Genomic DNA, 23,353 nt, shown 5'->3' on the forward strand with positions numbered 1-23,353 from the left:
GAGACTTCAACGGAACGTGCCAGGCGCTTTGAATAACAACGGCTGCGGTCTGGCGGGCCGACTTTGCAAACTGTCACAGGTAAACAACTGCGGTCGTTCAATGACGTAACCCTGAGCGTAATCCACGCCAATTTCAAGCAATGCCTGCTCGATCTGGGTTGTTTCAACAAACTCGGCAATTGTCTTCTTGCCCATGACATGCCCGATGTGATTGATCACTTCGACCATTGCGCGGTTAATCGGGTCGTCCAGCATATCCTTAACGAAACTCCCATCGATCTTCAGGAAGTCTACAGGTAAATGTTTCAGATAAGCGAATGAAGACATTCCGGCACAAAAGTCATCTAATGAAAAGTGGCAACCTAAGCCTTTGAGCTCATTGATAAATTTTATTGCACTACCTAAATTTGAAATCGCACTGGTTTCTGTAATTTCAAAACAAATCATTTCAGGCGGTATTGCGTAGTTAACAAACTGCTCTCTTAGAAAGTGCAGAAAAGCGTCATCTCCGATAGTAATGCCTGACAGATTAATCGCACACATTGCTAATGGGCCTTGATGTTCTTGTGCAATACAATCAGCAATTACTTTAAAAACGTTTTGCACTACCCAACGATCCAGTTGACTCATCAAACCATAACGTTCGGCGGCAGGAATAAAGCTGTCAGGCAAAATCATCCGCCCGGCTTCGTCGTGCAGTCGCAGCAGAATCTCGACGTGCCCGCCGTTGCTGTGGCCCGGCTTGAGCGGTGCAATTTCCTGGGCATACAGGCAGAAGCGATTTTCCTCCAGCGCCATGTGCAGACGCTGCACCCAAGCCATTTCGCCGAAGCGCAGCGACAGTTCGGAATCGTCGGCGTGGTAAACCTGGACGCGGTTGCGGCCTTTCTCCTTGGCCATATAGCAGGCCATGTCGGCAGCGCGCAGCGAGGCTTCGAGGGTGGTCGGGGTCTGCACTACGTGGACCAGACCAATACTCACGGTAGTGAGGAACGGTCGCCCTTTCCAGACGAAGTGCAGGTTCTGCACGGTCTGGCGCAGGCTTTCGGCAATTTTTTCCGCTGCCTCCGGCGCACAGTTTTCCAGGAGAATGCCGAATTCATCACCGCCAAGCCGGGCCAGCGTGTCGCCCTCACGCAGGCCCGATTGCAGCAACGTGCAGATATGTCGCAGCAATTCATCGCCTGCCGCATGGCCGCAGGTATCGTTGACCAGTTTGAACTGGTCCAGATCGAGGAACATCAGCGCATGCCGCCCTGACTGACGCGCGAGGTTGTGCAACGCCTGCTCGAGGCGATATTCGAACTCCCGGCGGTTGGCCAGCCCGGTCAGCGCATCGTGTGTGGCCTGCCAGGACAAGTTGGCGATGTACTGCCGCTCCTGCGTCATGTCGTGCAGCACCAGCACCGTGCCGCTGACCTTGCCGGCATTGCGGATCGGCGCGCCGACCAGGGTCACCGACACGGTGCTGCCGTCGAGGCGCTGAATCAGTTTGGAGTGTTCGCTGCCGCCACTGAGCTGGCCGCTGAGAATGTGCTCGATCAGCGTCAGCCCTTCGGCCTGGGCGTTGTCGTCAAGCAGGTTGAACAGCGCTGCCAGCGGCAGCCCGGAGGCTTGCTCAGCCTTCCAGTGGGTCATCGCTTCCGCAGCAGGGTTCATGTAGTCGATGGCGCCGCTGACGTCAGTGGTAATGACGCCATCGCCAATCGATTGCAGTGTCACATGCGCGCGGTCCTTCTCCAGTTGCAGCGCTTGGGCAAAGGCATGGCGCTGCTTGAGCAGTTTGTGCGTGCGCCACAGCGCCAGCACGATCAACCCCAGCGCGGTCGCCAGGTTGGTGAACAGCAGCAGGCGCAGAATCATCCGCGAACCTTCGCCCAAGGCATCGCTGAAAGCTTTGGCGGCGGGGGTTACACCGTCATTGATGGCAAAGATCCGGGCCCTCCAGCGCTGGACATCGGCTTCGGTGGCAACGTTGTCGACGATGCTGCGGTGCATCTCTTGCGCCACGCTATCGAGTTCGACCAGATAGGCATCCCCAAGCGTCCAGCGGTCGATGGCGGTTTCGAGGTAGCTGAAATGGCGAAAATTCAAATACAGCCAGATCAAGCTGGGGATGTCATCCGGATGGTTGCCCCCCTTGAGAATGCCCTCCCGCGCCGCCCGCAGATCCGGTGGCTGGCGATCAAGGGCCAGTCGCAACTCATGACCGCCCTGCGGCACGGCAATCGCTTGCTTGTACTTGAGGAAGATCGCTTCGTCGCGGCTATCGGCGTAGAGGTTCAGGTAATAGATGGCGTCCTTCTGGCCCTTGGACCAGAGGCTTTCGCCGGCTACATAGCCACGAACAGCCGACAGGACGTAGAGGCTCACGCCCCCCAACAAAGCCTGAAACAACACGACGGCAATAAATGGCCAGACGATGCCCAACAACCGTGGCGTTCCGAGAGTCCTTTTTTGCTTCATGAGTTCCTTTGTGCACGCACTGCCATCTTCAAGAGGAGACTGCTCAAGCTAGCCTAGGGGGCGATTTCCCTTCCGGCAAGCATGGACTCGAACGAACCTGCGATACCTATGTACCGCACAGACGGCAAGCGAAGCTTTGACACTGCGGCTCTTTCTCATTCAAGAGCCCTTTACCATGAGTTCAACGACTTCAACGCCCACGCCCTTAGAGCGTCACACCGGTCAACAGGCTGAATATACGGCGATGTTGAGTGCCCGGCATGAGGTAAAAAGTAGCAGCATCGCGCTCCACGATTTCTTCTTTTCACCGCGCAGTCATTCGCCGTTGTCCATTGAGCACAGTCACGCGCGAAATCTCTGGCAAGCGCTGCTCGCCTCATCGAGAGACTGGGGACTGCCAAAACACCTGCAAAGCGTTCAGGGAGAGCCGACGGTAGTCGACAGCATTGGCGACCAGTGCATCGTTACAAGCAGCCGTCTGGACGGCGGCAACACCACCTACAAAGTCAGCGGCACTGAAAAGTCGCTCGACGAGGTTCAGTCCTTTCACCAGGTAATACGGGAAAAGTACCCCGACCCCAAGAGCTGCGCTCGGTCGATATCGCCACGACCATGCGCCCGTGCGCGTCATGTTCCGTGGTCATGAAAGAGTTCGGCCACGATGGTTCAGAGGGGCATTGCAGGTGTTGTGGAGTTGATCTAGAGCCGTTGCAGATGGCCATACAGCTTGGCGTACAAACCGCCATCCGCGATCAGTTGCTGATGATCGCCGTCCTCGGCCACTTGCCCACCATCGAACACCAGGACGCGGTCCGCCTGCTTCACCGCTGACAACCGGTGGGCAATGATCAAGGTGGTACGGCCGTTGAGGAAACGCGCCATGGCCTGATGCAGGTTGTACTCGGTGGCGGCGTCGAGGGCCGAAGTGGCTTCGTCGAGGATCACCACTTTCGGTTCGGCGAGGATCATTCGCGCAATCGCCAGGCGCTGACGCTGACCGCCGGACAGGCGCACGCCGGAGCGCCCGACGATGCTGTCGAGGCCGTCCGGCAACGCGCGAATCGCCGGCTCCAGCTGCGCAATTTCCAGCGCCTGCCAGCAGGCCTCGTCGCTGCGGGTGCGGCCCATGGTCAGGTTGGCGCGCACGGTGTCGTTGAACAGCGCCGGATGTTGCAGCACCACCGCGACGTTTTCCCGTACCGTTTCCAGGCCGATTTCCTGTTGGGTCGAACCACCGAAACGGATGGTTCCAGCCAGTGGCGTGTAGAGACCCAACAGCAATTGCACCAGGGTGCTTTTGCCGCCACCGCTGGCGCCGACAATCGCGACTTTCTCGCCCGGCGCAATGGACAGGTGCAACTGGTCGAGCACCAGTTCATCGCCGTAACCGAAGCTCAGCCCCTGAATCTGAATGCCCACGGTATCGCGCCCCTTGAACGGATCGACACCGCCCGGATACTGCGGCTCATCGGCACGCGCCAGCAATTCGTTGATCCGCGCCAGTGCGCCGCCCGCCGCGTAGTACGCGTATTGCAGGTTGAGCAGTTGTTCCACCGGGCCGATCATGAACCATAGATAGCTGAACACCGCGAGCATCTGGCCAATCGACAGGTCGGAGAACAACACCGTGAGCATGGCCGCCGCACGGAAAATATCGATACCAAACTGGAACAACAGGCCGCTGGCGCGGTTGGAGGCGTCGGTTTTCCACTGCGAGTTGACCGCGTAGTTGCGCACTTCCTGGGCGCGTAATCCGAGGCGCCCGAGGAAGAAGCCCTGGCGGTTGCCGGCGCGCACTTCCTGAATCGCATCGAGGGTTTCGCTCAGCGCCTGGGTGAAGCGCGCGGTGCTGTCGTTCTCGAGTTTCTTCAGGTGTTTGACGCGTTTGCCCAACTGCACCGTGGCGTAGATCACCAGCGGGTTGAACAGCAGGATCAGCAAAGCCAGTTTCCAGTGCATCCACATCAGGATGCTGGCGGTGCCGACCAATGTCAGCATCGCCACCAGAAAACGGCTGAGGGTTTCGCCGACGAATTTGTCGAGGGTGTCCAGGTCAGTGACCAAGTGGGTGGTCACCGTGCCGCTGCCGAGGCTTTCGTATTCGCCGAGGGAAATCCGCTTGAGCCGTTCGATCAGGCGCACGCGAATGCGGTAGACGATGTCCTTGGCCAGCCGCGCAAACAGCCGCGACTGCAACACGCCAAAACACAGGGCACTGCAGCGCAGGGTCAGCGTCACCACCAGCATCAGGCCGATATAACCCGCCGCTTGTTGCCACATCGATGGCAGCACGTGGTTCATGACTTTCAGTGCGGCATCGCCGTGACCGAGCAAGACCTCATCCACCAGCAACGGCAGCAGCAGCGGAATCGGCACGCTGCACAGCGTCGCCAGCACGGCGACGCCGTTGGCGATCCACAAGGATTTTTTGTGAGTCAGCGCCAGTCGCCGGACTTCTGCCCAGCTCAGCCGGTCGACACGCTTTACGGCTGGCGTGTCATCGGCCAGGTCAGGCACAGGCTGCGCGCTCCAGCCAGCGGCCGAGCAGTGGCGACAGCTCGCTGAGCGGTTGATAGCCGTTGGTCAGCAACGCCAGTTGGCCGTTGCGCTCGGCGAGCAGGGTCGGGAAACCGGCGATGCCAAGGTCCTGCACCCAGTTGAAATCCGCCAGAGTCGCTTCGTGCTGATCGGCACGATCAAACAGCGCGGCAAATTCGATGCGCGGCACGCCGGCCTTCTCCGCCAGCTCGACCAGCACGCTGGCCTGGGTGACGTCGCGGCCTTCGGCGTAGAACGCTTGCTGAATCAAGCCCAGCAATGTCCATGCGCAATCTGGCGCCAGCGTGCGCGCCGTGACGATGGCGCGGCAGGCCGGTTCGGTGTCGTAGACAAAACCGTCAGGCAGCGCACCTTCGAACTTGAACGGCTGGCCGGTGGCCTCGGTCACCGCTTGCCAATGCTCAAGAATGTAGCGCCGCGTGGTCGGCTCCAGCGCCGAACCGCTGCCGGTGCGCAGACCACCGACCACCAGATGCAACTCGACCCCGGCTGCTTGCGCCTGCTCGACCAATGCCCTGGCCACCGGAGCGAACCCCCAGCACCACGAACACATCGGGTCCATCACATAGAGCAGACGCGCAGACATGATTAAGCCTCGGTGGATGCTTGCTTATAGTTGTAGCCGATCGGGTGCGGCTGGTTGCGGGCCTTGGCCAGTTCGATCTGCTTCTGCCGATCGATGGCGCTGCGGCGGGTCTTCTCGCTCAGTTTGTCCCAGCAATGCGGGCAACTGATACCGGCCACATAATGCTCGGAGGCGCGATCTTCAACGCTGACCGGTGTGCGGCAAGCATGACATTGATCGTAGTCGCCTTCGCTGAGGTCGTGACGCACGGTGACGCGGTTGTCGAAGACGAAGCAGTCACCCTGCCATTTGGTTTCTTCCTGAGGCACCTCTTCGAGGTACTTCAGGATGCCGCCCTTGAGGTGGTAAACCTCTTCATAGCCTTCGCTGAGCATGTAGCTCGACGCCTTCTCGCAGCGAATGCCGCCGGTGCAGAACATCGCGACCTTCTTGTGCACGGCCGGGTTGAAGTGTTCTTTGATGTAGTCGGGGAATTCGCGAAAACTGGTGGTTTTCGGATCAATGGCGCCTTCGAAGGTGCCGATCGCCACTTCGTAGTCGTTGCGCGTATCGATCAACAGCACTTCCGGATCACTGATCAACGCGTTCCAGTCTTGCGGATCAACGTAAGTGCCGACTTTTTTGTTCGGGTCGACGCCCTCGACGCCCAGGGTGACGATCTCTTTTTTCAGTTTGACCTTGGTGCGGTAGAACGGCTGCTCGTCGCAGTACGACTCTTTGTGATCGATGTCGACCATGCGTGGATCGTTCTTCAGCCAGGCGAGCAGGCCGTCGATGCCTTCGCGGGTGCCGGACACCGTGCCGTTGATGCCTTCTTCGGCGATCAGCAGGGTGCCTTTGATCTGGTTGTCGACCATCGCTTGCAGCAGGGGCTCGCGCAGGTTGACGTAATCTTCGAGGGTGACGAACTTATACAGTGCCGCCACGACAATCGGTTGTGTCATGGGTATATCTCCAGGTGGCTACCCTCGCAAAGGGTGAACCGGATACGAAAAAAAACGCGCCGGGTGAGCGGCGCGCTGCGGATTCTAGCAAAAAAGCAGCTTCAAGCGGCGAGCTTCAAGCGACAAGCTGACAGCGCGGTGCTTTGACTTGCGGCTTGGAGCTCAAAGCTTGCAGCTGCTTTTAGTGCTTTCCTCCGGCACAGGTCGGTGACGCCGGGGCGGCGCCGATTTCTGCCCATTCCTGCGGGGTGTAGGTGTGCAGCGCCAACGCATGGAACTCGCCCATCAGCTCGCCGAGCGTGCCGTAGACTTTCTGGTGGCGCTTGACCCGGTTCAGGCCGTCGAACTGCGCACTGACCACCACAGCCTTGTAGTGCGTCTGCAACCCGCGACTGTGCATGTGGCTTTCATCCAGCACTTGCAGATGCTCAGGCTGAAGCAGGCCCAGCGTCGATTCAATGCGTTGTTGCATGGTCATCACGAACTCCGCTTACTTCTTCTTGGCCGGCGCAGCAGCGCCTTTCGGGTCCAGCTCTTTGGTCATGTCGTCGAGCAGCTTGTTGACGACAGGCACGGCGCTTTCCAGCTTGGCCTGGGTCATCTGGGCCGATTGCTGGGTCAGTTGCGGCATTTTCTCAAGGACTTTCTTGCCCAGCGGCGACTTGTAGAACGCAACGAGGTCTTTCAGCTCCGATTCGCTGAAATTGCTGGTGTACAGCTTGACCATGTCCGGCTTCAGCTTGTTCCAGCCAATGGCTTGGTCGAGCGCGGCGTTGGCCTTGGCCTGGTAGGTTTCCAGAACGGCTTTCTTGGCTTCCGGGGCTTTGGTCTGCTCAAAACGCTGTGCGAACATTTGCTGCACTTGCATGTACACCGGAGTGCCCAGCTTGTCAGCGTGCGCCAGGGTCAGAAAAGCTTCAGCACTGGCGTTGTGGCTGGCGGTATCGGCAAGCACCTGGCCGCTGGCGCAAACCAGTGCAACCGCGGTGCAGATGGCACGAAGACGAGTCATCGAGTTTCCTTTTCAGCTAGGCGAGGTCAAACCCCAAGGGCGACCATTCTGCGCCTAAAAAACGCCGCGGCTCAAGCCCCGAGCCTTGCCGCGCTTGATTGGCCGGATTTTACCGGTCAACAATCGTTTCGAGGGAACCACCCGGGCCGATGCCGGCCTAAACTGCGCAAACAGACCAACAGGAGTGTGCACGATGAGCCGTATCGAAACCGACAGCCTGGGCCAGATCGAAGTCCCGGACGACGCTTACTGGGGTGCTCAGACGCAACGCTCGCTGATCAACTTCGCCATTGGTCAGGAACGCATGCCGCTGCCGGTACTGCACGCTCTGGCCCTCATCAAGAAAGCCGCCGCCCGGGTCAACGACCGCAACGGCGACCTGCCCGCCGACATTGCCCGCCTGATCGAACAGGCCGCCGATGAAGTGCTCGACGGCCAGCATGACGACCAGTTCCCACTGGTGGTCTGGCAGACCGGCAGCGGCACGCAAAGCAACATGAACGTCAACGAAGTGATCGCCGGTCGCGCCAATGAACTGGCCGGCAACCCGCGCGGCGGCAAAACGCCGGTGCACCCGAACGATCACGTCAACCGCTCGCAAAGCTCCAACGATTGCTTTCCCACCGCCATGAGCATCGCCACCGCGCACGCCGTGCAGGAGCAGTTGCTGCCGGCGATTGCCGAACTGTCCGGCGGTCTTGCCGAACTGGCCGCGCGGCACATGAAACTGGTGAAAACCGGGCGCACGCACATGATGGATGCGACGCCGATCACCTTCGGCCAGGAGTTGTCCGGGTTTATAGCGCAACTGGATTACGCCGAACGGGCGATCCGCGCCGCACTGCCGGCGGTGTGCGAACTGGCCCAGGGTGGCACGGCGGTTGGCACCGGGCTGAACTCGCCCCACGGTTTTGGCGAGGCCATTGCCGCTGAACTGGCCGCGCTGTCGGGTCTGCCGTTTGTCACTGCGCCGAACAAGTTCGCCGCCCTCGCCGGCCACGAACCGCTGACCAGTCTGTCCGGCGCGCTGAAAACCCTCGCCGTGGCCCTGATGAAAATCGCTAATGATTTGCGTCTGCTGGGCTCGGGCCCCCGCGCAGGTTTCGCTGAAGTGCGGCTGCCGGCGAACGAGCCGGGCAGCTCGATCATGCCCGGCAAGGTCAATCCGACCCAGTGCGAGGCGCTGTCGATGCTGGCCTGTCAGGTACTGGGCAACGACGTGACCATCGGCATTGCCGCCAGTCAGGGGCACTTGCAGTTGAACGTGTTCAAACCGGTGATCATCCACAACCTGCTGCAATCGATCCGATTGCTCAGCGATGGTTGCAGCAACTTCCAGCAGCATTGCATTGCCGGGCTCGAGCCGGACGCCGAAGTGATGGCGCGGCATCTGGAACGTGGGTTGATGTTGGTGACGGCGTTGAACCCGCATATCGGTTACGACAAATCCGCGGAAATCGCCAAGAAGGCTTACAGCGAGGGGCTGACCTTGCGTGAGGCGGCGTTGGCGCTGGGTTATCTGACCGATGAAGAGTTCGATGCGTGGGTGCGGCCGGAGAACATGATCGAGGCGGGGGCCAAGGGCTGAGAGTTGTAGCGCCTGAAAGTCCGTCTTCGCGAGCAAGCCCGCTCCCACAATTGACCGCTATCCCATGTCAGGAATGCGAACAAATGTAGGAGCGGGCTTGCTCGCGAAGAACGCTGCCTCGGTTAACCTGCGGCTATCCGCATCCGTCGCGCTTTTAGACCGGCAATCAACGAAGGCCCCAACGCCACCAGCGCCGACCCCAGCACCACCAGCACCGCCCCGCCATAACCCAATCCGTTGATCTGTTCGGCATGCACATAGTCCGGCCAGATCCTCGCCGCAATCGCCACCGCGCCAAACGTCACCAACGGCGTAATCGCCAACGTCGCACTGACGCGCGACGCCTCCCAATGCGCCAGCGCTTCAGCAAACGCGCCATAGGCAATCAGGGTATTCAAGCAGCACGCCAGCAACAGCCAGCCCTGCAACGGGCTCAGGCTCAACGCTTCCAGCGGATGCACCCATGGCGTCAGCAACAGCGCGCAAAACAGGTAGATCACCATCATCACCTGCAACGAATTCCACACCGTCAGCAATTGCTTCTGGCCCAAGGCGTAGAAGGTCCAGACCGTCGACGCCAAGAGCACCAGCAAGACGCCGGCGGTGTAGTCCGACAGCGACGTCAGCAATTCGGCCAGACGCTGATTGAAGAACAACACGAAACCGATGAGCAACACCGCCAGACCGATGCCCTGCCCCATACTGAAGCGTTCCTTGAATACAAACAGGCTGGCAATCAACAGCATGATCGGGCCCATCTGCACCACCAGTTGCGCCGTACCGGGGCTGAGCAGATTCAGGCCCATCAGGTACAGCACATAGTTGCCGACCAGCCCGAGCACCGCCATCAGCACCAGCCAGCCGCCCTTGGGCCCGAGCACTTTGCGACTCGGCAGACGCTTGACCGAAGCCAGATAAATGAACAGGCAACCGCCGGACACCAGCAGACGAAACCAGGTCACGGTGACCGGGTCCATCACCAACAAGACCTGTTTGAGCTTGATCGGCAGGATGCCCCACAGGAACGCCGTCAGCAGCGCCAGGAACAGGCCGTACACCCAGCGCCCCGATGAAATGTGCATGCGAACCCCAAAACCTGCTGACGAGAGCGCTCATTCTAGGCTTGCCGCCCTGCGCGACACAGGGACAGTTGAGGCCAGGACGCGAATGAAATTGTGCAGGTCGCAGCACTAAATTGACGCACCGCCGTTGATCGGCTCGCCGCGCCACCCAAGTGCTTCAGGCATAAGCTGATTGCACCCCATCCAGCGCCGCCCCCAAGGAGACCGATCATGTTAGGAATGCGCGCCCAGGACAGCGCCCCCGCCACGCACTTTCGCAGCGACCGCGTGTGCCGGGTCAATGGCGAACTGTTTTTCAGCACTCGGGAAAATACCCTTGAGGGGCCGTTTGAGAGCGCCGAAAAGGCAGAGCTGGAGATAAAGGCCTATATCGCGCGGATGCAGCTTCTGGATTCCAATCGGTAAATCCGGTCAATGCCTTCGCGAGCAAGCCCGCTCCCACACTTCAAATGCATTCCAATGTGGGAGCGGGCTTGCTCGCGAAGAGGCCCGAACGGGCAACGCAGATTCAGAAGATCTAACGCACCGCCTCAAACAACCCCGTCGCCCCCATCCCACCACCCACGCACATGGTGACGATGCCGTAACGCACATTGCGCCGCTGCAACTCACGCACCAGATGCCCGACCTGCCGCGACCCGGTCATGCCGAACGGGTGGCCGATGGAAATCGAACCGCCATTGACGTTGTACTTGTCGTTGTCGATCTCCAGCCGGTCACGGCTGTACAGGCACTGCGACGCGAACGCCTCGTTCAGCTCCCACAGATCGATATCCGCGACCTGCAAGCCTTTGGCCTTGAGCAACTTCGGCACCGAGAACACCGGGCCGATGCCCATCTCGTCCGGCTCGCAGCCGGCCACGGTAAAACCACGGAAAAACGCTTTCGGCTTGAGCCCCAGTTGCAGGGCCTTTTCCAGGCTCATCACCAGGGTCATCGAGGCGCCGTCGGACAGTTGCGAGGAGTTGCCCGCCGTCACCGAACCGTCCTCGGCAAACACCGGTTTCAACCCTGCCAGGCTTTCATAAGTCGTGTCTGGGCGGTTGCAGTCGTCGCGATCCACGACGCCATCGAGCATCTGCACTTCGCCGCTGTTCTTGTCCTCGACGCGATACTTGACCGCCATTGGCACGATTTCATCGTCAAACAAACCGGCTGCCTGGGCCTGGGCGGTGCGAATCTGGCTTTGCAGGGAATAACGGTCCTGCGCTTCACGGCTGACGGCATAACGCCGCGCCACCACTTCGGCGGTCTGGCCCATCGTGTAATAGATGCCCGGCGTCTGCTGTTTGAGCAGCGGGTTGATCAGGTGGTCGGTGTTGACGCTTTTCATCGTCAGGCTGATCGACTCGACACCACCGGCTACGATGATGTCGCTGCAACCCGAAGCAATCTGGTTGGCGGCAATCGCAATCGCCTGCAGACCTGACGAACAGAAACGGTTGAGGGTCATGCCGGCGGTGCCGGTGCCCAGGCGCGACAGCACCGCCACGTTGCGGCCGATGTTGTAGCCCTGCGCACCTTCGTTGGAGCCGGCGCCGACGATGCAGTCCTCGACGCTGGCCGGGTCGATGGCGTTGCGCTCAAGCAGCGCGTTGACGCAATGAGCCGCCATGTCATCGGGACGGGTCTGGTTGAACTTGCCGCGAAAGGATTTGGCCAGGCCAGTCCGCACGCTGTCGACGATCACCACTTCACGCATGGCATACCTCATTGTCGTTGTCAGTTGAGAGTGGTCCGAGCATAAGTCCACCACATCAACGACCGCGACGATCATTCACCCCGCGTATGCGCATCTATCGACTCAGTCCTTGTGCTTCTTGGCGTGCTTGTCGGATTTCTCGAAAGCCTCCTCCAGTGCCCGGTTGATGGTGCGCAACACCTTCACCCGCGCCCAGCGCTTGTCATTGGCCTCGACCAGCGTCCACGGCGAAATCTCCGAACTGGTGCGATCCACCATATCGCCGACGGCGGCCCGATAGTCATCCCATTTGTCGCGGTTGCGCCAGTCGTCTTCGGTGATCTTGAAGCGCTTGAACGGAATCGCCTCACGTTCCTGGAAGCGTTCGATCTGCGTGTCCTTGTCGATGGCCAGCCAGAACTTGACGACGATCACCCCGTCGTCGGCCAATTGCTCTTCGAAATCATTGATCTCGCCGTAGGCCCGCAGCCAGTCGGCAGGTGTACAAAACCTCTCGACCCGCTCCACCAGCACCCGCCCATACCAGGAACGGTCGAACACGGTGAACTTGCCGCGTGCCGGAATGTGCCGCCAGAAACGCCACAAATACGGCTGCGCACGCTCCTCTTCAGTCGGTGCGGCAATCGGCACGATGTTGTATTGACGCGGATCGAGCGCCGCCGCGACGCGGCGGATCGCCCCGCCCTTGCCCGCCGCATCGTTGCCTTCGAACACCGCGACCAGTGCGTGGCGACGCATGCGTTTGTCGCGCATCAGGCCCGAAAGCCGCGCCTGTTCGGTGATCAATTGTTCTTCATAGTCTTTCTTGTCGAGGCGCTGGGTCAGGTCGAGACTGTCGAGCAAATTCAATTGATCGACCGGCGTCCCCAACGGCGCAGCGCTGACATCGTGGGTATGCACGTCCGGGCGTTTCAGCGCATTTTGCAGACCCTCAAGGAGAATCTTGCCAACCGCCAGGCTGCGGTAGTTGGCGTCGGCGCCTTCGATCACATGCCACGGCGCGTAATCGCGGCTGGTACGGCGCAGCACACGCTCGCCGTATTTGACGAACTTGTCGTAGGTCTGCGATTGCTGCCAGTCCAGCGGGCTGATGCGCCAGCTGTGCAAGGGGTCATCGGCCAGCGACTTGAGCCGCGCTTTCATCCGTTTCTTGGAGAGGTGAAACCAGAACTTGAAGATCAGTGCACCTTCATCGCAGAGCATCTTTTCCAGACGCTCGGCACCGGCAATCGCTTGATCCAGACGCGGGTCCTTGAACAAGCCATGCACCCGCCCCTGCAGCATCTGGCTGTACCAGTTGCCGAAGAAAATCCCCATCCGCCCCTTGGCCGGGAGCATCCGCCAATAACGCCAGGCCGGTGGCCGCGCCAGCTCTTCATCGGTCTGCTGATCGAAAGTACGCACTTCGATCAGGCGCGGGTCCATCCACTCGTTGAGCAATTTGACCGTCTCGCCCTTGCCCGCGCCCTCAATGCCGTTGATCAGGATGATCACCGGGAAACGCTTCTGTTGCTGCAATTCGAACTGAGCTTCAAGCAAGGCTTCACGCAATGCAGGGACGGCCGCATCAAAGGTGTCTTTGTCGATGGCGTGACCGATTTCAGCGGATTCAAACATGGGACGGCTCCTTCCAGGATTCATCAAGACTAGCGGATTGGGCACTGGTAGAGGGTAGAAATTCCTGCGCCTTGCGTGCGGGATAAAAACCCTGTGGCGAGAGGATCTACTTTGCCCAAATGGGCGATTGTCCTTGTGCTCGCTCTTGTCAGCCTTGCCATGGATCAAGCAGCCCCCGCACGATCAGCTAGAATGGCCGCCTTGTCGTTGCCGAGCCTGCCATGAAGCCCGTATTACCCCACGCCCAACTCGATTGGGATGACCAAGGACGCCCGCGTTCGCGCGTGTTCGATGACGTGTATTTTTCCGACAAGTCCGGTCTGGACGAAACCCGTTACGTGTTCCTCGAACAAAACCGTCTGGCCGAGCGTTTCGCCGGGTTGCCGGCAAGCGGGCGGCTGGTCATTGGCGAAACCGGCTTCGGCACCGGGCTGAATTTTCTCTGTGCCTGGCAGTTGTTCGAGCAACACGCCGTGGCCGGTGCGCGACTGCACTTTGTCAGCGTCGAAAAATACCCGCTGAGCCCCGCCGACCTGCATCGAGCCTTGGCACTGTGGCCAGAACTCAAGCCATTGGCCGAGCAATTGCTGACGCATTACGTGGCGATCCATCAAGGGTTTCAGCGCATCGTCCTGGCCGATGGGCGGGTGACCCTGACGCTGCTGATCGGCGATGCACTGGAGCAATTGCCGCAGCTCGACGGGCAGGTCGACGCATGGTTTCTCGACGGTTTTGCCCCGGCGAAAAACCCCGACATGTGGACCGCCGAACTGTTCAGTGAGCTGGCACGACTGGCCGCCCCCGGCGCAACCATCAGCACCTTCACCAGCACCGGCTGGGTGCGACGCTTGCTCAATGCGGCCGGATTCAAGATGAAACGCACGCCGGGGATCGGCCACAAATGGGAGATTCTGCGCGGTGAGTTCATCGGCTGGCCGGCGCACGTGGCGCCACCAGCGGCCGGGAAACCGTGGTTCGCCCGCCCGGCTCCGCTGACCGGTGAGCGCCGCGCCCTGGTGATCGGGGCCGGCCTGGCCGGTTGTGCCAGTGCCGCCAGCCTCGCCGCACGGGGCTGGCAGGTCAGTCTGCTGGATCGTCACGATGCCGTTGCCCGAGAGGCTTCGGGCAATCCTCAAGGCGTGCTGTATCTGAAGTTGTCGGCCCACGGCACCACATTGTCGCAACTGATTGTCAGTGGATTCGGCTTTACCCGTCGCCTTTTGGAAAGCCTGCAACGGGGCTCCGATTGGGATGATTGCGGCGTGCTGCAATTGGCGTTCAATGCCAGGGAGGCCGAGCGTCATGCGCAACTGGCGGCAGCGTTTCCGGAGGATTTGCTGCACTGGCTCGATCAGCCCGAGGCGCAGACCCGCGCCGGAGTGGGTCTGGCCCATGGTGGTTTGTACTACCCCGAGGGTGGCTGGGTTCATCCGCCCGCCCTGTGTCAGGCACAGGCCGCACACCCGAACATCGAATGGCTCAGTCATCGCGAGGTCCTGGAGCTGCGCAAGGTCGACGACCAGTGGCAGGCCTTTGCCGGCGACCGCTTGCTCGCCAGCGCGCCGGTCGTGGTGCTGGCCGGCGCTGCCGAGATCAAACGTTTCGCGCAAAGTGCCGAACTGCCCCTCAAGCGTATTCGCGGGCAGATCACCCGACTGGCCGAAACCGCGCACAGCCAGGCCCTGACCACCGTGGTATGCGCCGAAGGCTATGTCGCGCCCGCCCGGTTGGGCGAGCACACCCTCGGCGCCAGTTTCGATTTCAACAACGACGACCTGACCCCGACCACTGCCGAACACCTGGGCAATCTGGCGATGCTCGAAGAGATCTCCGCCGATCTGGTCACGCGCCTGCACATCGACGAACTGACGCCCGACAGCCTTCAGGGCCGCGCCGCTTTCCGCTGCACCAGCCCTGACTACTTGCCCATTGTCGGCCCGGTAGCCGACCACTCGGCATTCATGCAGACCTACGCCGCCCTGAGCAAGGACGCCCGGCAAATACCGGATATCCCCTGCCCGTGGCTCGACGGCTTGTACGTCAACAGCGGTCATGGCTCGCGCGGTCTGATCACGGCGCCGCTCTCGGGTGAGCTGCTGGCAGCCTGGCTGGACAACGAGCCGCTGCCGCTGCCCCGAGAAGTCGCACACGCCTGCCATCCCAACCGGTTCGTTTTGCGTCGCCTGATCCGGGGCAAGTGATCGCGGGTCTGACACGACTCAGAACTCCGGCAAGATGCACAGCCCCTGATCGTTCTGCCGGATGATGTCATCGGTCAAACGCTTCATCACCGCGCTTTCCACAGTGTCCCTTTCCCTCGCGATGTCCTCGACCTGTTTGAGATAATCCGCCGTCGTCGGGGTATCGGCCTGCTCGAACAACGCCTCCAGCCGGGGCGGGAAGACCGTGTCGAGGGTGCTGAACTGGCGCGGGTGATGCCGTTTGAGAAAATCGCTCCAGAACGATTGCTTCGCCAGAAACGTCAGGAATTGCGGCGAACGCTCGGCCGTGGTGACCCTGGACGGTGCCGTGTCTTGCCGATATCCGGGGTGGCACCCAACGGGTTGCCCACGCAATCAGCAGTAATCCGCATGTTTGTCATAACTATGTACCGCATCAGTGTCCGGGCTTTGTGGTAGCCGCCCGCCGGTCTGGCAAAGCTGCTTATAACTGATCGTTCTAAAACTCCCACAACTGGCACGGGTCAGTTCCTGAGTACCGGCCATTTCGGCACGGTGAAGAATGACCCTCCCCAACGGAAAAACCGGTAAGGACCTTATGTGCGGATTAGCTGGCGAGTTACGTTTTGATCAACAACCTGCAGACCTTGCAGCCATCGAACGAATCACCCATCACCTGGCCCCTCGCGGCCCCGATGCGTGGGGGTTTCATGCCCAAGGGCCGATTGCCCTCGGTCATCGTCGCCTGAAAATCATGGACCTGTCGGACGGCTCGGCGCAGCCGATGATCGACAGCCAATTGGGCCTGTCCCTCGCGTTCAACGGCGCGATCTACAACTTTCCGGAATTGCGTGCCGAACTCGAAGCGCTGGGTTACGCCTTCTATTCCGGTGGCGACACCGAAGTGCTGCTCAAGGGCTACCACGCCTGGGGCGAAGCGCTGCTGCCGAAACTCAACGGCATGTTCGCGTTTGCCATCTGGGAGCGCGACGCCAAGCGTCTGTTCATCGCCCGCGACCGTCTCGGCGTGAAGCCGCTGTACCTGTCGCGCACCGGCCAGCGCTTGCGTTTTGCTTCGGCCCTGCCTGCGCTGCTCAAGGGGGGTGACATCAACCCGATCCTCGATCCGGTGGCGCTCAATCACTACCTGAATTTCCACGCCGTGGTGCCGGCACCGCGCACCCTGTTGGCTGGCATCGAAAAGCTGCCGCCCGCGACGTGGATGCGTGTCGAAGCCGACGGCACCACCGAGCAGAAAACCTGGTGGACCCTGCCCTACGGCCCACACGACGACGAGAAAAACCTGACGCTGGAAGACTGGGTCGACCGCGTGCTCGACAGCACCCGCGAAGCGGTGGCGATCCGTCAACGGGCGGCGGTGGATGTGGGTGTGCTGCTGTCCGGCGGCGTCGACTCGAGCATGCTCGTCGGCCTGTTGCGTGAAGTCGGCGTGGAAAATCTGTCGACCTTTTCCATCGGCTTCCAGGACGCGGGCGGCGAGCGCGGCGACGAATTCCAGTACTCGGATCTGATCGCGAAGCACTACGGTACCCAACATCATCAGTTGCGGATCGACGAGAAAGAAATCATCGAGCAACTGCCCGCCGCGTTCCGTGCAATGAGCGAGCCGATGGTCAGCCACGACTGCATCGCTTTCTACCTGCTGTCCCGCGAAGTCGCCAAGCACTGCAAGGTCGTGCAGAGCGGCCAAGGCGCGGATGAACTGTTCGCCGGATATCACTGGTATCCGCAAGTCGACGGCGCGGCCGATCCTTATGCCGCCTATCGCAACGCGTTCTTCGACCGCAGCTACGACGATTACGCCGCCACCGTGCAACCGCAATGGCTGACAGCCCATGACGCCGCCGGCGAGTTCGTGAAGGAACACTTCGCACAACCTGGCGCCGATGCCGCCGTCGACAAAGCGCTGCGTCTGGACAGCACAGTGATGCTGGTGGACGACCCGGTCAAACGCGTCGACAACATGACCATGGCTTGGGGCCTGGAAGCGCGCACACCGTTTCTCGACTATCGACTGGTCGAACTGTCGGCCCGTGTACCCGGCCAATTCAAACTGCCTGACGGTGGCAAACAAGTCCTGAAAGAGGCTGCGCGCCGGGTCATTCCAAGTGAAGTGATCGACCGCAAGAAAGGCTATTTCCCGGTACCGGGTCTCAAGCATCTGCAAGGCGAAACGCTGAACTGGGTGCGTGAGCTGCTGCTTGATCCGAGTCAGGATCGCGGCCTGTTCAACCCGGCCATGCTCGACAAGCTGCTGACTGATCCGCAAGGCCAACTGACGCCGTTGCGCGGTTCGAAACTGTGGCAACTGGCAGCCCTGAACCTGTGGCTCAGTGAACAAGGAATCTGATCGATGAAACCCCACGCCACGGCCATCAACCAACGGCTGATTCGCGGTCAGACCCCGTCCTATGAACGCTTGCAGGCACGCCTGGCCGAAGACGGCAGCGCCCTCGCCGCCGATCCGATTGCCGTGCATTGCGGCTGGGGCCGGTTGTTGATCGGCCACACGTTTCCCGACGCGGCCTCACTGGCCCGGGAGCTGCTCAAGGAGCAGCCGGGCGAGCGCGATATCGCCCTCTACGTGGCTGCGCCGCAGCAGATTCTCGGTCTGGAGCCGACACAACTGTTTCTCGATCCGTCGGACACCCTGCGTCTATGGTTCAGCGATTACCGCCAGGCCACCCGGGTATTTCGCGGGTTTCGCATTCGCCGGGCGCAGAGCGAGGCGGACTGGCAGGCGATCAATCTGCTGTATCAGGCGCGGGGCATGCTGCCAATCGATGCCACCCTGCTCACGCCCCATCATCAGGGCGGCCCGGTGTATTGGCTGGCGGAGGACGAGGACAGCGGCGCGGTGATCGGCAGCGTTATGGGCCTGAACCATCACAAAGCGTTCAACGATCCGGAAAACGGCAGCAGCCTGTGGTGCCTTGCGGTCGATCCGCAGTGTTCGCGCCCGGGTGTCGGCGAAGTACTGGTGCGGCACTTGATTGAACACTTCATGAGTCGCGGTCTCAGCTACCTGGACCTGTCAGTGCTGCACGACAACCGCCAGGCGAAAAGTCTCTACGCCAAGCTCGGTTTCCGCAACTTGTCGACCTTCGCCATCAAGCGCAAAAACGGCATCAATCAGCCGCTGTTTCTTGGGCCGGGGCCGGAAGCGAACTTCAATCCCTATGCGCGGATCATCGTCGAGGAAGCCCATCGTCGTGGTATCGACGTACAGGTCGATGACGCCGATGCCGGGTTGTTCACCCTTAGCCACGGCGGTCGGCGGGTGCGTTGCCGGGAGTCGCTGAGCGACCTGACGAGCGCGATCAGCATGAGCCTGTGCCAAGACAAAAGCCTTACCCATAAAGTGTTGAAAGGCGCCGGTCTGAATCTGCCGTCGCAACAACTGGCGGGTAACGCCGACGACAATCTGGTGTTTCTCGATGAGCATCAACGGGTGGTGGTGAAGCCGCTCGACGGTGAACAGGGCCAGGGCGTGGCGGTGGATTTGCAGAGCATCGAAGAGGTGCAGCAAGCCATCGAAACGGCGAAGCAGTTTGACAGCCGCGTGCTACTGGAAAGTTTTCACGAAGGCCTCGATCTGCGGATCCTGGTGATCGGCTTTGAAGTGGTTGCGGCCGCCATTCGCAAGCCAGCGGAAGTGGTCGGCGACGGTCACCATTCCATCGGGGCATTGATCGAAGCGCAGAGCCGGCGTCGGCAAGCGGCGACCAGTGGCGAAAGCAAGATCCCGCTGGACCAGGAAACCCAGCGCACCTTGCACGCGGCCGGTTACGACTACAGCAGCATCCTGCCCGCCGGCGAGCATCTGTTTGTGCGGCGCACGGCGAATCTGCACACGGGCGGCACGCTGGAAGATGTCACGGCGATCCTGCATCCGACGCTGGTCGACGCGGCGGTACGCGCGGCGCGGGCGTTGGACATTCCGATGGTCGGCCTCGATTTGATGGTGCCGGCGGCGGATCAGCCGGAGTACGTGTTCATCGAAGCCAACGAACGCGCGGGTCTGGCCAACCATGAACCGCAACCGACGGCGGAGCGCTTTGTCGATCTGTTGTTCCCGCATAGTCAGCCGGCTGTTTCTTGATTCTGCTTTGTCTGGGCTGACGCCATCGCGAGCAGGCTCACTCCTACAGGGGAACGCATTTCAAATGTGGGAGTGAGCCTGCTCGCGAAGAGGCCCTCAGATTCATCACCCTTTTTCCTCATCGAAACCATCGATGTGCTCAACCCATCAGGAGTTTCCATGACCAGCAAAATCCCTGAACCGGATCTTAACTACCTGCAAAAAGTCCTTCTGGAAATGCTCGCCATTCCCAGCCCCACCGGCTTCACCGACACCATCGTGCGCTACGTCGCCGAGCGTCTGGAGGAACTCGGCATTCCCTTCGAAATGACCCGGCGCGGCACCATCCGCGCCACCCTGAAGGGCCGCAAAAACAGCCCGGACCGGGCCGTCTCCGCGCACCTGGATACGATCGGCGCCGCCGTCCGCGCGGTCAAAGACAACGGACGCCTGACCCTCGCACCGGTCGGTTGCTGGTCGAGCCGGTTTGCCGAGGGCAGTCGCGTCAGCCTGTTTACCGACAACGGCGTGATTCGCGGCAGCGTGTTGCCGCTGATGGCCTCGGGACACGCGTTCAATACGCAAGTCGATGAGATGCCGATCAGCTGGGATCATGTCGAATTGCGTCTGGACGCCTATTGCGCAACCAAGGCCGACTGCGATTCGCTGGGCATCAGCGTCGGCGATGTGGTGGCGTTCGACCCGCTGCCGGAATTCACCGAGAGCGGGCATATCAGCGCCCGTCACCTCGATGACAAGGCTGGCGTTGCAGCGCTGCTCGCATCGCTCAAGGCCATCGTCGACAGCGGCGAGGAATTGATGATCGACTGCCATCCGCTGTTCACCATCACCGAGGAAACCGGCAGTGGCGCGGCGGCAGCACTGCCTTGGGACGTCAGCGAATTCGTCGGCATCGATATTGCGCCGGTTGCCCCAGGCCAGCATTCCAGCGAGCACGCGGTGAGTGTGGCGATGCAGGACTCCGGCGGTCCTTACGACTATCACTTGTCGCGGCATCTACTGAGCCTGGCCAGTGAAAACGAATTGCCGGTGCGCCGCGACATGTTCCGCTATTACTTCAGCGACGCGCATTCGGCAGTGACGGCCGGCCACGACATCCGCACCGCCCTGCTGGCCTTTGGTTGCGATGCGACCCACGGCTACGAGCGCACGCACATCGACAGTCTGGCGGCGCTCAGTCGCTTGCTCGGCGCGTATATTCTGAGTCCGCCGGTATTCGCCAGCGATGCGGCACCCGCCAATGCATCGCTGGATCGCTTCAGTCATCAGATTGAACATGACACGCAGATGGAGAGCGACACCCGGGTGCCGTCGGTGGATAGCCTGGTGGGGCAGCGTTCCGACAGTTAAATCTTTGTTGGCAGGACCATCGCCTTCGCGAGCAGGCTCGCTCCCACATTCGGAATGTAATTGCCCGAGGGAGCGAGCCTGCTCGCGAATAGGCCAGAACAGGCAACACAAAACTGGCAGGCCAACCGCAATCGCCGTAGCATCCCGCCATTGATTCAGCCGAGGTGCCCCATGCTCATCCCCTACGACGCTCTTGAAGTCGACACCCTCACTCGCCTCATCGAGGATTTCGTCACCCGCGACGGCACCGACAACGGCGATGACACGCCGCTGGAGACTCGCGTGCTGCGCGTGCGTCAGGCTTTGACCAAGGGTCAGGCACTGATCGTCTTCGACCCGGAAAGCGAGCAATGCCAGTTGATGCTCAAGCACGACGTGCCCAAGCATCTATTCGACTGAAAATCCTCAGCGGATCCTCTCCACACCCTGCTTGCGCTTGATCCGCTCATACACCTCCGCACGATGCACATTGACCTTTTGCGGGGCCTCGACGCCGAAGCGCACGCTGGAACCGTTCACGGACAGAACGCGCAGGGAAATGTCGTCGCCAATGGAAATCAACTCACCGACAACACGGCTGAGTACTAGCATGGGGTTCGTCCTTCAGAATTAGCAAACCCTGAAGATGCGCGGCTTGCAGCCGCTGTTCAATGTGCGGCGAGCAAATCAGTTTTGCCTTACAGACCAGATAACACCGAGCCGTAAGACGCTTCCCACAAATGACGTCTCAGGCTGCAGAGAACCGTGGCCCGAACAGAATCACGCTGGCGCCGATCACGCACAACGCCACGCCGATCCAGTCCGAACCCAATGGACGAACCCGCTCGACCACCATCAGCCAGCCAATTGAAGCGACGATGTAAATTCCGCCGTAAGCGGCATAGGCACGTCCGGCGTAGTTGGCTTCGACACGGGTCAGCAACAGCGCAAACAGCGTCAGGCTCAGCAGCGCGGGAATCACCCACAGCGCGCTTTTGCCCTGACGCAGCCACATGAAGAAGGCGAAGCAACCGGCAATTTCAAACAATGCCGCGAGGAAGAACCACAGGTAATTGAGCATTCAGGTGTCTCGACAGGGTGACCATTGCGGCCACCCTAACGACGCCGCACACAACGAACAAGATCAGCCGTTGTTTTGTTTGGCCTTGGCGCGCATTTTCTCGGCCATCGAAGTCATTTCGTTGTAGAGCAGCTGCGGGTTTTTCTGCTTGATCGCCCACGCCATGCGCCCCTGTTCGTGGGGCAGAATCATGAACTCGCCGGCGGCGACTTGCTGGTAGATGTAGTCGGCGATATCCGCGGCGGTGATCGGCGAACTTTCCAGCAACTTGCCGACCTGCGCTTTCATCGCCGGGGTCGGACCACGGAACGAATCGAGCAAGTTGGTCTGGAAGAATGACGGGCAGACCACGTGCACGCCGACTTCCTGTTGCGCCAGTTCGATCAACAGACTTTCCGACAGCGCCACTACACCGGCCTTGGCCACGTTGTAGTTGCTCATGGCCGGGCCTTGCATCAATGCGGCCATGGACGCGATGTTGATGATCTTGCCCTTGCTTTGCTCCAGCAGCGGCAGGAACGCCTTGCAACCTTTGACCACGCCCATCAAGTTGATCGCGATCTGCCAGTCCCAGTCTTCCAGCGACAACTCGCTGAAGAATCCGCCCGACGCCACTCCGGCATTGTTGACGATGATGTCGATGCCGCCAAGTTTCTCTTCGCAGGCCTGGGCGAAAGCGGTGAGCTGGCTGTAATCACGCACGTCGCAGCGCTGGATAAAACCATCGCCGCCCGCCTCGCGCACCCTTTTCAGGGTTTCCTGCAGGCCCGGCTCGCTGACGTCGGACAAGGCCAGTTGCCAGCCTTCACGCGCCCAGCGCAGCGCGATTTCGCGACCCAGGCCTGAGCCCGCGCCAGTGATCATCATGCGATTTTGCATAGCAGACAGCCTTGTTGTTCTGGGGAAGATGCGCCGAGTGTAGCGAAGGATCGACGGGGGCCCACGCTCCATCAAGTTGCTGAATGGAGGATCAAAAGATCGCAGCCTTCGGCAGATCCCAAACCGATTCCTGCAGGAGTTGCCGATGGCTGCGATCTTTTGATCTTTCGCTTCAAAGGAAATAAGCGAGTAATCCAAATACATT

The 23,353-nt window shown here is 60.5% G+C and carries 21 protein-coding genes; 8 read left to right on the forward strand and 13 right to left on the reverse strand.

The features are described 5' to 3' along the window. Positions 1–6: 6 nt before the first annotated feature. A complete protein-coding gene (locus AACY19_RS16900) occupies positions 7–2,466 on the reverse strand; it encodes an EAL domain-containing protein (protein WP_339452072.1) in 2,460 nt (819 codons plus the stop codon). 175 nt (positions 2,467–2,641) lie between these two features. Between AACY19_RS16900 and AACY19_RS16905 the strand changes: the two genes are divergently transcribed. Next, a complete protein-coding gene (locus AACY19_RS16905) occupies positions 2,642–3,112 on the forward strand; it encodes a hypothetical protein (RefSeq protein WP_339452074.1) in 471 nt (156 codons plus the stop codon). A gap of 53 nt (positions 3,113–3,165) precedes the next feature. On the opposite strand, the gene AACY19_RS16910 is transcribed toward AACY19_RS16905, so the two are convergent. The 5 genes from AACY19_RS16910 to AACY19_RS16930 form a co-directional block, all read right to left on the reverse strand. Beyond that, positions 3,166–4,983, reverse strand: a complete 1,818-nt coding sequence (locus tag AACY19_RS16910; RefSeq protein ID WP_339452076.1) for an ABC transporter ATP-binding protein — start codon at positions 4,981–4,983, stop codon at positions 3,166–3,168. After that, positions 4,976–5,611, reverse strand: coding sequence for a DsbA family protein (locus tag AACY19_RS16915; RefSeq protein WP_339452077.1), 636 nt, complete (start codon positions 5,609–5,611; stop codon positions 4,976–4,978). Before AACY19_RS16915 ends, AACY19_RS16910 begins: the two co-directional genes overlap by 8 nt. A 2-nt stretch (positions 5,612–5,613) precedes the next feature. Beyond that, positions 5,614–6,555: an oxygen-dependent tRNA uridine(34) hydroxylase TrhO gene (trhO, locus tag AACY19_RS16920; protein WP_339452078.1), complete on the reverse strand. Its 942-nt coding sequence runs from the start codon at positions 6,553–6,555 to the stop codon at positions 5,614–5,616. A gap of 181 nt (positions 6,556–6,736) precedes the next feature. Beyond that, positions 6,737–7,033: a BolA family protein gene (locus tag AACY19_RS16925; RefSeq protein WP_339452079.1), complete on the reverse strand. Its 297-nt coding sequence runs from the start codon at positions 7,031–7,033 to the stop codon at positions 6,737–6,739. 12 nt (positions 7,034–7,045) lie between these two features. After that, positions 7,046–7,567, reverse strand: coding sequence for a DUF2059 domain-containing protein (locus AACY19_RS16930; RefSeq protein ID WP_095120531.1), 522 nt, complete (start codon positions 7,565–7,567; stop codon positions 7,046–7,048). Between the two features lie 193 nt (positions 7,568–7,760). Between AACY19_RS16930 and AACY19_RS16935 the strand changes: the two genes are divergently transcribed. Next, a complete protein-coding gene (locus AACY19_RS16935) occupies positions 7,761–9,155 on the forward strand; it encodes a class II fumarate hydratase (protein ID WP_339452085.1) in 1,395 nt (464 codons plus the stop codon). Positions 9,156–9,277: 122 nt separating this feature from the next. Here AACY19_RS16935 and AACY19_RS16940 read toward each other — a convergent pair whose 3' ends face one another. Further along, on the reverse strand, positions 9,278–10,237 hold the full coding sequence (locus AACY19_RS16940) for a DMT family transporter (RefSeq protein WP_339452087.1): 960 nt from the start codon (positions 10,235–10,237) through the stop codon (positions 9,278–9,280). A 210-nt stretch (positions 10,238–10,447) separates the two neighbouring features. On the opposite strand from AACY19_RS16940, the gene AACY19_RS16945 reads away from it, so the two are divergent. After that, positions 10,448–10,642: a DUF6316 family protein gene (locus AACY19_RS16945; protein WP_339452089.1), complete on the forward strand. Its 195-nt coding sequence runs from the start codon at positions 10,448–10,450 to the stop codon at positions 10,640–10,642. A 112-nt stretch (positions 10,643–10,754) separates the two neighbouring features. On the opposite strand, the gene AACY19_RS16950 is transcribed toward AACY19_RS16945, so the two are convergent. Both AACY19_RS16950 and pap read right to left on the reverse strand, forming a co-directional pair. Next, positions 10,755–11,939, reverse strand: coding sequence for a thiolase family protein (locus AACY19_RS16950; RefSeq protein WP_339452091.1), 1,185 nt, complete (start codon positions 11,937–11,939; stop codon positions 10,755–10,757). A 102-nt stretch (positions 11,940–12,041) separates the two neighbouring features. Then, positions 12,042–13,556, reverse strand: a complete 1,515-nt coding sequence (gene pap, locus AACY19_RS16955) for a polyphosphate:AMP phosphotransferase (protein WP_339452093.1) — start codon at positions 13,554–13,556, stop codon at positions 12,042–12,044. 221 nt (positions 13,557–13,777) lie between these two features. Between pap and mnmC the strand changes: the two genes are divergently transcribed. Continuing rightward, a complete protein-coding gene (mnmC, locus tag AACY19_RS16960; protein ID WP_339452095.1) occupies positions 13,778–15,757 on the forward strand; it encodes a bifunctional tRNA (5-methylaminomethyl-2-thiouridine)(34)-methyltransferase MnmD/FAD-dependent 5-carboxymethylaminomethyl-2-thiouridine(34) oxidoreductase MnmC in 1,980 nt (659 codons plus the stop codon). Between the two features lie 18 nt (positions 15,758–15,775). On the opposite strand, the gene AACY19_RS16965 is transcribed toward mnmC, so the two are convergent. Continuing rightward, the gene (locus AACY19_RS16965; RefSeq protein WP_339452097.1) at positions 15,776–16,132 is read right to left on the reverse strand and encodes a hypothetical protein; all 357 of its coding nucleotides are present in this window, start codon (positions 16,130–16,132) and stop codon (positions 15,776–15,778) included. A 202-nt stretch (positions 16,133–16,334) separates the two neighbouring features. Here AACY19_RS16965 and AACY19_RS16970 point away from each other — a divergent pair, with 202 nt between their 5' ends. The 4 genes from AACY19_RS16970 (at position 16,335) to AACY19_RS16985 (ending at position 21,608) form a co-directional block, all read left to right on the forward strand. Next, positions 16,335–18,107, forward strand: coding sequence for an N-acetylglutaminylglutamine amidotransferase (locus AACY19_RS16970; RefSeq protein WP_339452099.1), 1,773 nt, complete (start codon positions 16,335–16,337; stop codon positions 18,105–18,107). Positions 18,108–18,110: 3 nt separating this feature from the next. After that, positions 18,111–19,859 carry an N-acetylglutaminylglutamine synthetase gene (gene ngg, locus AACY19_RS16975; RefSeq protein WP_339452101.1) on the forward strand — a complete coding sequence of 583 codons (1,749 nt, stop codon included), beginning with the start codon at positions 18,111–18,113 and terminating at the stop codon, positions 19,857–19,859. A gap of 159 nt (positions 19,860–20,018) precedes the next feature. Further along, a complete protein-coding gene (locus tag AACY19_RS16980) occupies positions 20,019–21,209 on the forward strand; it encodes an osmoprotectant NAGGN system M42 family peptidase (protein WP_339452103.1) in 1,191 nt (396 codons plus the stop codon). Positions 21,210–21,380: 171 nt separating this feature from the next. After that, complete coding sequence (locus AACY19_RS16985) at positions 21,381–21,608, forward strand: YheU family protein (RefSeq protein ID WP_003192759.1); 228 nt, start codon at positions 21,381–21,383, stop codon at positions 21,606–21,608. A gap of 6 nt (positions 21,609–21,614) precedes the next feature. Here AACY19_RS16985 and csrA read toward each other — a convergent pair whose 3' ends face one another. From csrA to AACY19_RS17000, 3 genes are all read right to left on the reverse strand, one after another. Continuing rightward, positions 21,615–21,800, reverse strand: coding sequence for a carbon storage regulator CsrA (gene csrA / locus AACY19_RS16990; RefSeq protein ID WP_339452105.1), 186 nt, complete (start codon positions 21,798–21,800; stop codon positions 21,615–21,617). Between the two features lie 136 nt (positions 21,801–21,936). After that, positions 21,937–22,269, reverse strand: coding sequence for a YnfA family protein (locus AACY19_RS16995; protein WP_008088571.1), 333 nt, complete (start codon positions 22,267–22,269; stop codon positions 21,937–21,939). A 63-nt stretch (positions 22,270–22,332) separates the two neighbouring features. Continuing rightward, a complete protein-coding gene (locus AACY19_RS17000) occupies positions 22,333–23,148 on the reverse strand; it encodes an SDR family oxidoreductase (protein WP_339452109.1) in 816 nt (271 codons plus the stop codon). Positions 23,149–23,353: the final 205 nt, after the last annotated feature.

Source organism: Pseudomonas sp. EA_5y_Pfl2_R50 (assembly GCF_963970475.1).
GTDB lineage: Bacteria > Pseudomonadota > Gammaproteobacteria > Pseudomonadales > Pseudomonadaceae > Aquipseudomonas.

What these genes read in the sequence shown, in the direction of transcription:
- trhO (WP_339452078.1), bottom strand. Translation starts at nt 6,555, where the DNA reads ATGACACAACCGATTGTCGTGGCGGCACTGTATAAGTTCGTCACCCTC.
- pap (WP_339452093.1), bottom strand. Translation starts at nt 13,556, where the DNA reads ATGTTTGAATCCGCTGAAATCGGTCACGCCATCGACAAAGACACCTTT.
- AACY19_RS16905 (WP_339452074.1), top strand. Translation starts at nt 2,642, where the DNA reads ATGAGTTCAACGACTTCAACGCCCACGCCCTTAGAGCGTCACACCGGT.
- AACY19_RS16900 (WP_339452072.1), bottom strand. Translation starts at nt 2,466, where the DNA reads ATGAAGCAAAAAAGGACTCTCGGAACGCCACGGTTGTTGGGCATCGTC.
- AACY19_RS16915 (WP_339452077.1), bottom strand. Translation starts at nt 5,611, where the DNA reads ATGTCTGCGCGTCTGCTCTATGTGATGGACCCGATGTGTTCGTGGTGC.
- AACY19_RS16940 (WP_339452087.1), bottom strand. Translation starts at nt 10,237, where the DNA reads ATGCACATTTCATCGGGGCGCTGGGTGTACGGCCTGTTCCTGGCGCTG.
- AACY19_RS16945 (WP_339452089.1), top strand. Translation starts at nt 10,448, where the DNA reads ATGTTAGGAATGCGCGCCCAGGACAGCGCCCCCGCCACGCACTTTCGC.
- AACY19_RS16950 (WP_339452091.1), bottom strand. Translation starts at nt 11,939, where the DNA reads ATGCGTGAAGTGGTGATCGTCGACAGCGTGCGGACTGGCCTGGCCAAA.
- AACY19_RS16970 (WP_339452099.1), top strand. Translation starts at nt 16,335, where the DNA reads ATGTGCGGATTAGCTGGCGAGTTACGTTTTGATCAACAACCTGCAGAC.
- AACY19_RS16980 (WP_339452103.1), top strand. Translation starts at nt 20,019, where the DNA reads ATGACCAGCAAAATCCCTGAACCGGATCTTAACTACCTGCAAAAAGTC.
- AACY19_RS16935 (WP_339452085.1), top strand. Translation starts at nt 7,761, where the DNA reads ATGAGCCGTATCGAAACCGACAGCCTGGGCCAGATCGAAGTCCCGGAC.
- AACY19_RS16985 (WP_003192759.1), top strand. Translation starts at nt 21,381, where the DNA reads ATGCTCATCCCCTACGACGCTCTTGAAGTCGACACCCTCACTCGCCTC.
- AACY19_RS16995 (WP_008088571.1), bottom strand. Translation starts at nt 22,269, where the DNA reads ATGCTCAATTACCTGTGGTTCTTCCTCGCGGCATTGTTTGAAATTGCC.
- AACY19_RS16930 (WP_095120531.1), bottom strand. Translation starts at nt 7,567, where the DNA reads ATGACTCGTCTTCGTGCCATCTGCACCGCGGTTGCACTGGTTTGCGCC.
- mnmC (WP_339452095.1), top strand. Translation starts at nt 13,778, where the DNA reads ATGAAGCCCGTATTACCCCACGCCCAACTCGATTGGGATGACCAAGGA.
- ngg (WP_339452101.1), top strand. Translation starts at nt 18,111, where the DNA reads ATGAAACCCCACGCCACGGCCATCAACCAACGGCTGATTCGCGGTCAG.
- AACY19_RS16925 (WP_339452079.1), bottom strand. Translation starts at nt 7,033, where the DNA reads ATGACCATGCAACAACGCATTGAATCGACGCTGGGCCTGCTTCAGCCT.
- csrA (WP_339452105.1), bottom strand. Translation starts at nt 21,800, where the DNA reads ATGCTAGTACTCAGCCGTGTTGTCGGTGAGTTGATTTCCATTGGCGAC.
- AACY19_RS17000 (WP_339452109.1), bottom strand. Translation starts at nt 23,148, where the DNA reads ATGCAAAATCGCATGATGATCACTGGCGCGGGCTCAGGCCTGGGTCGC.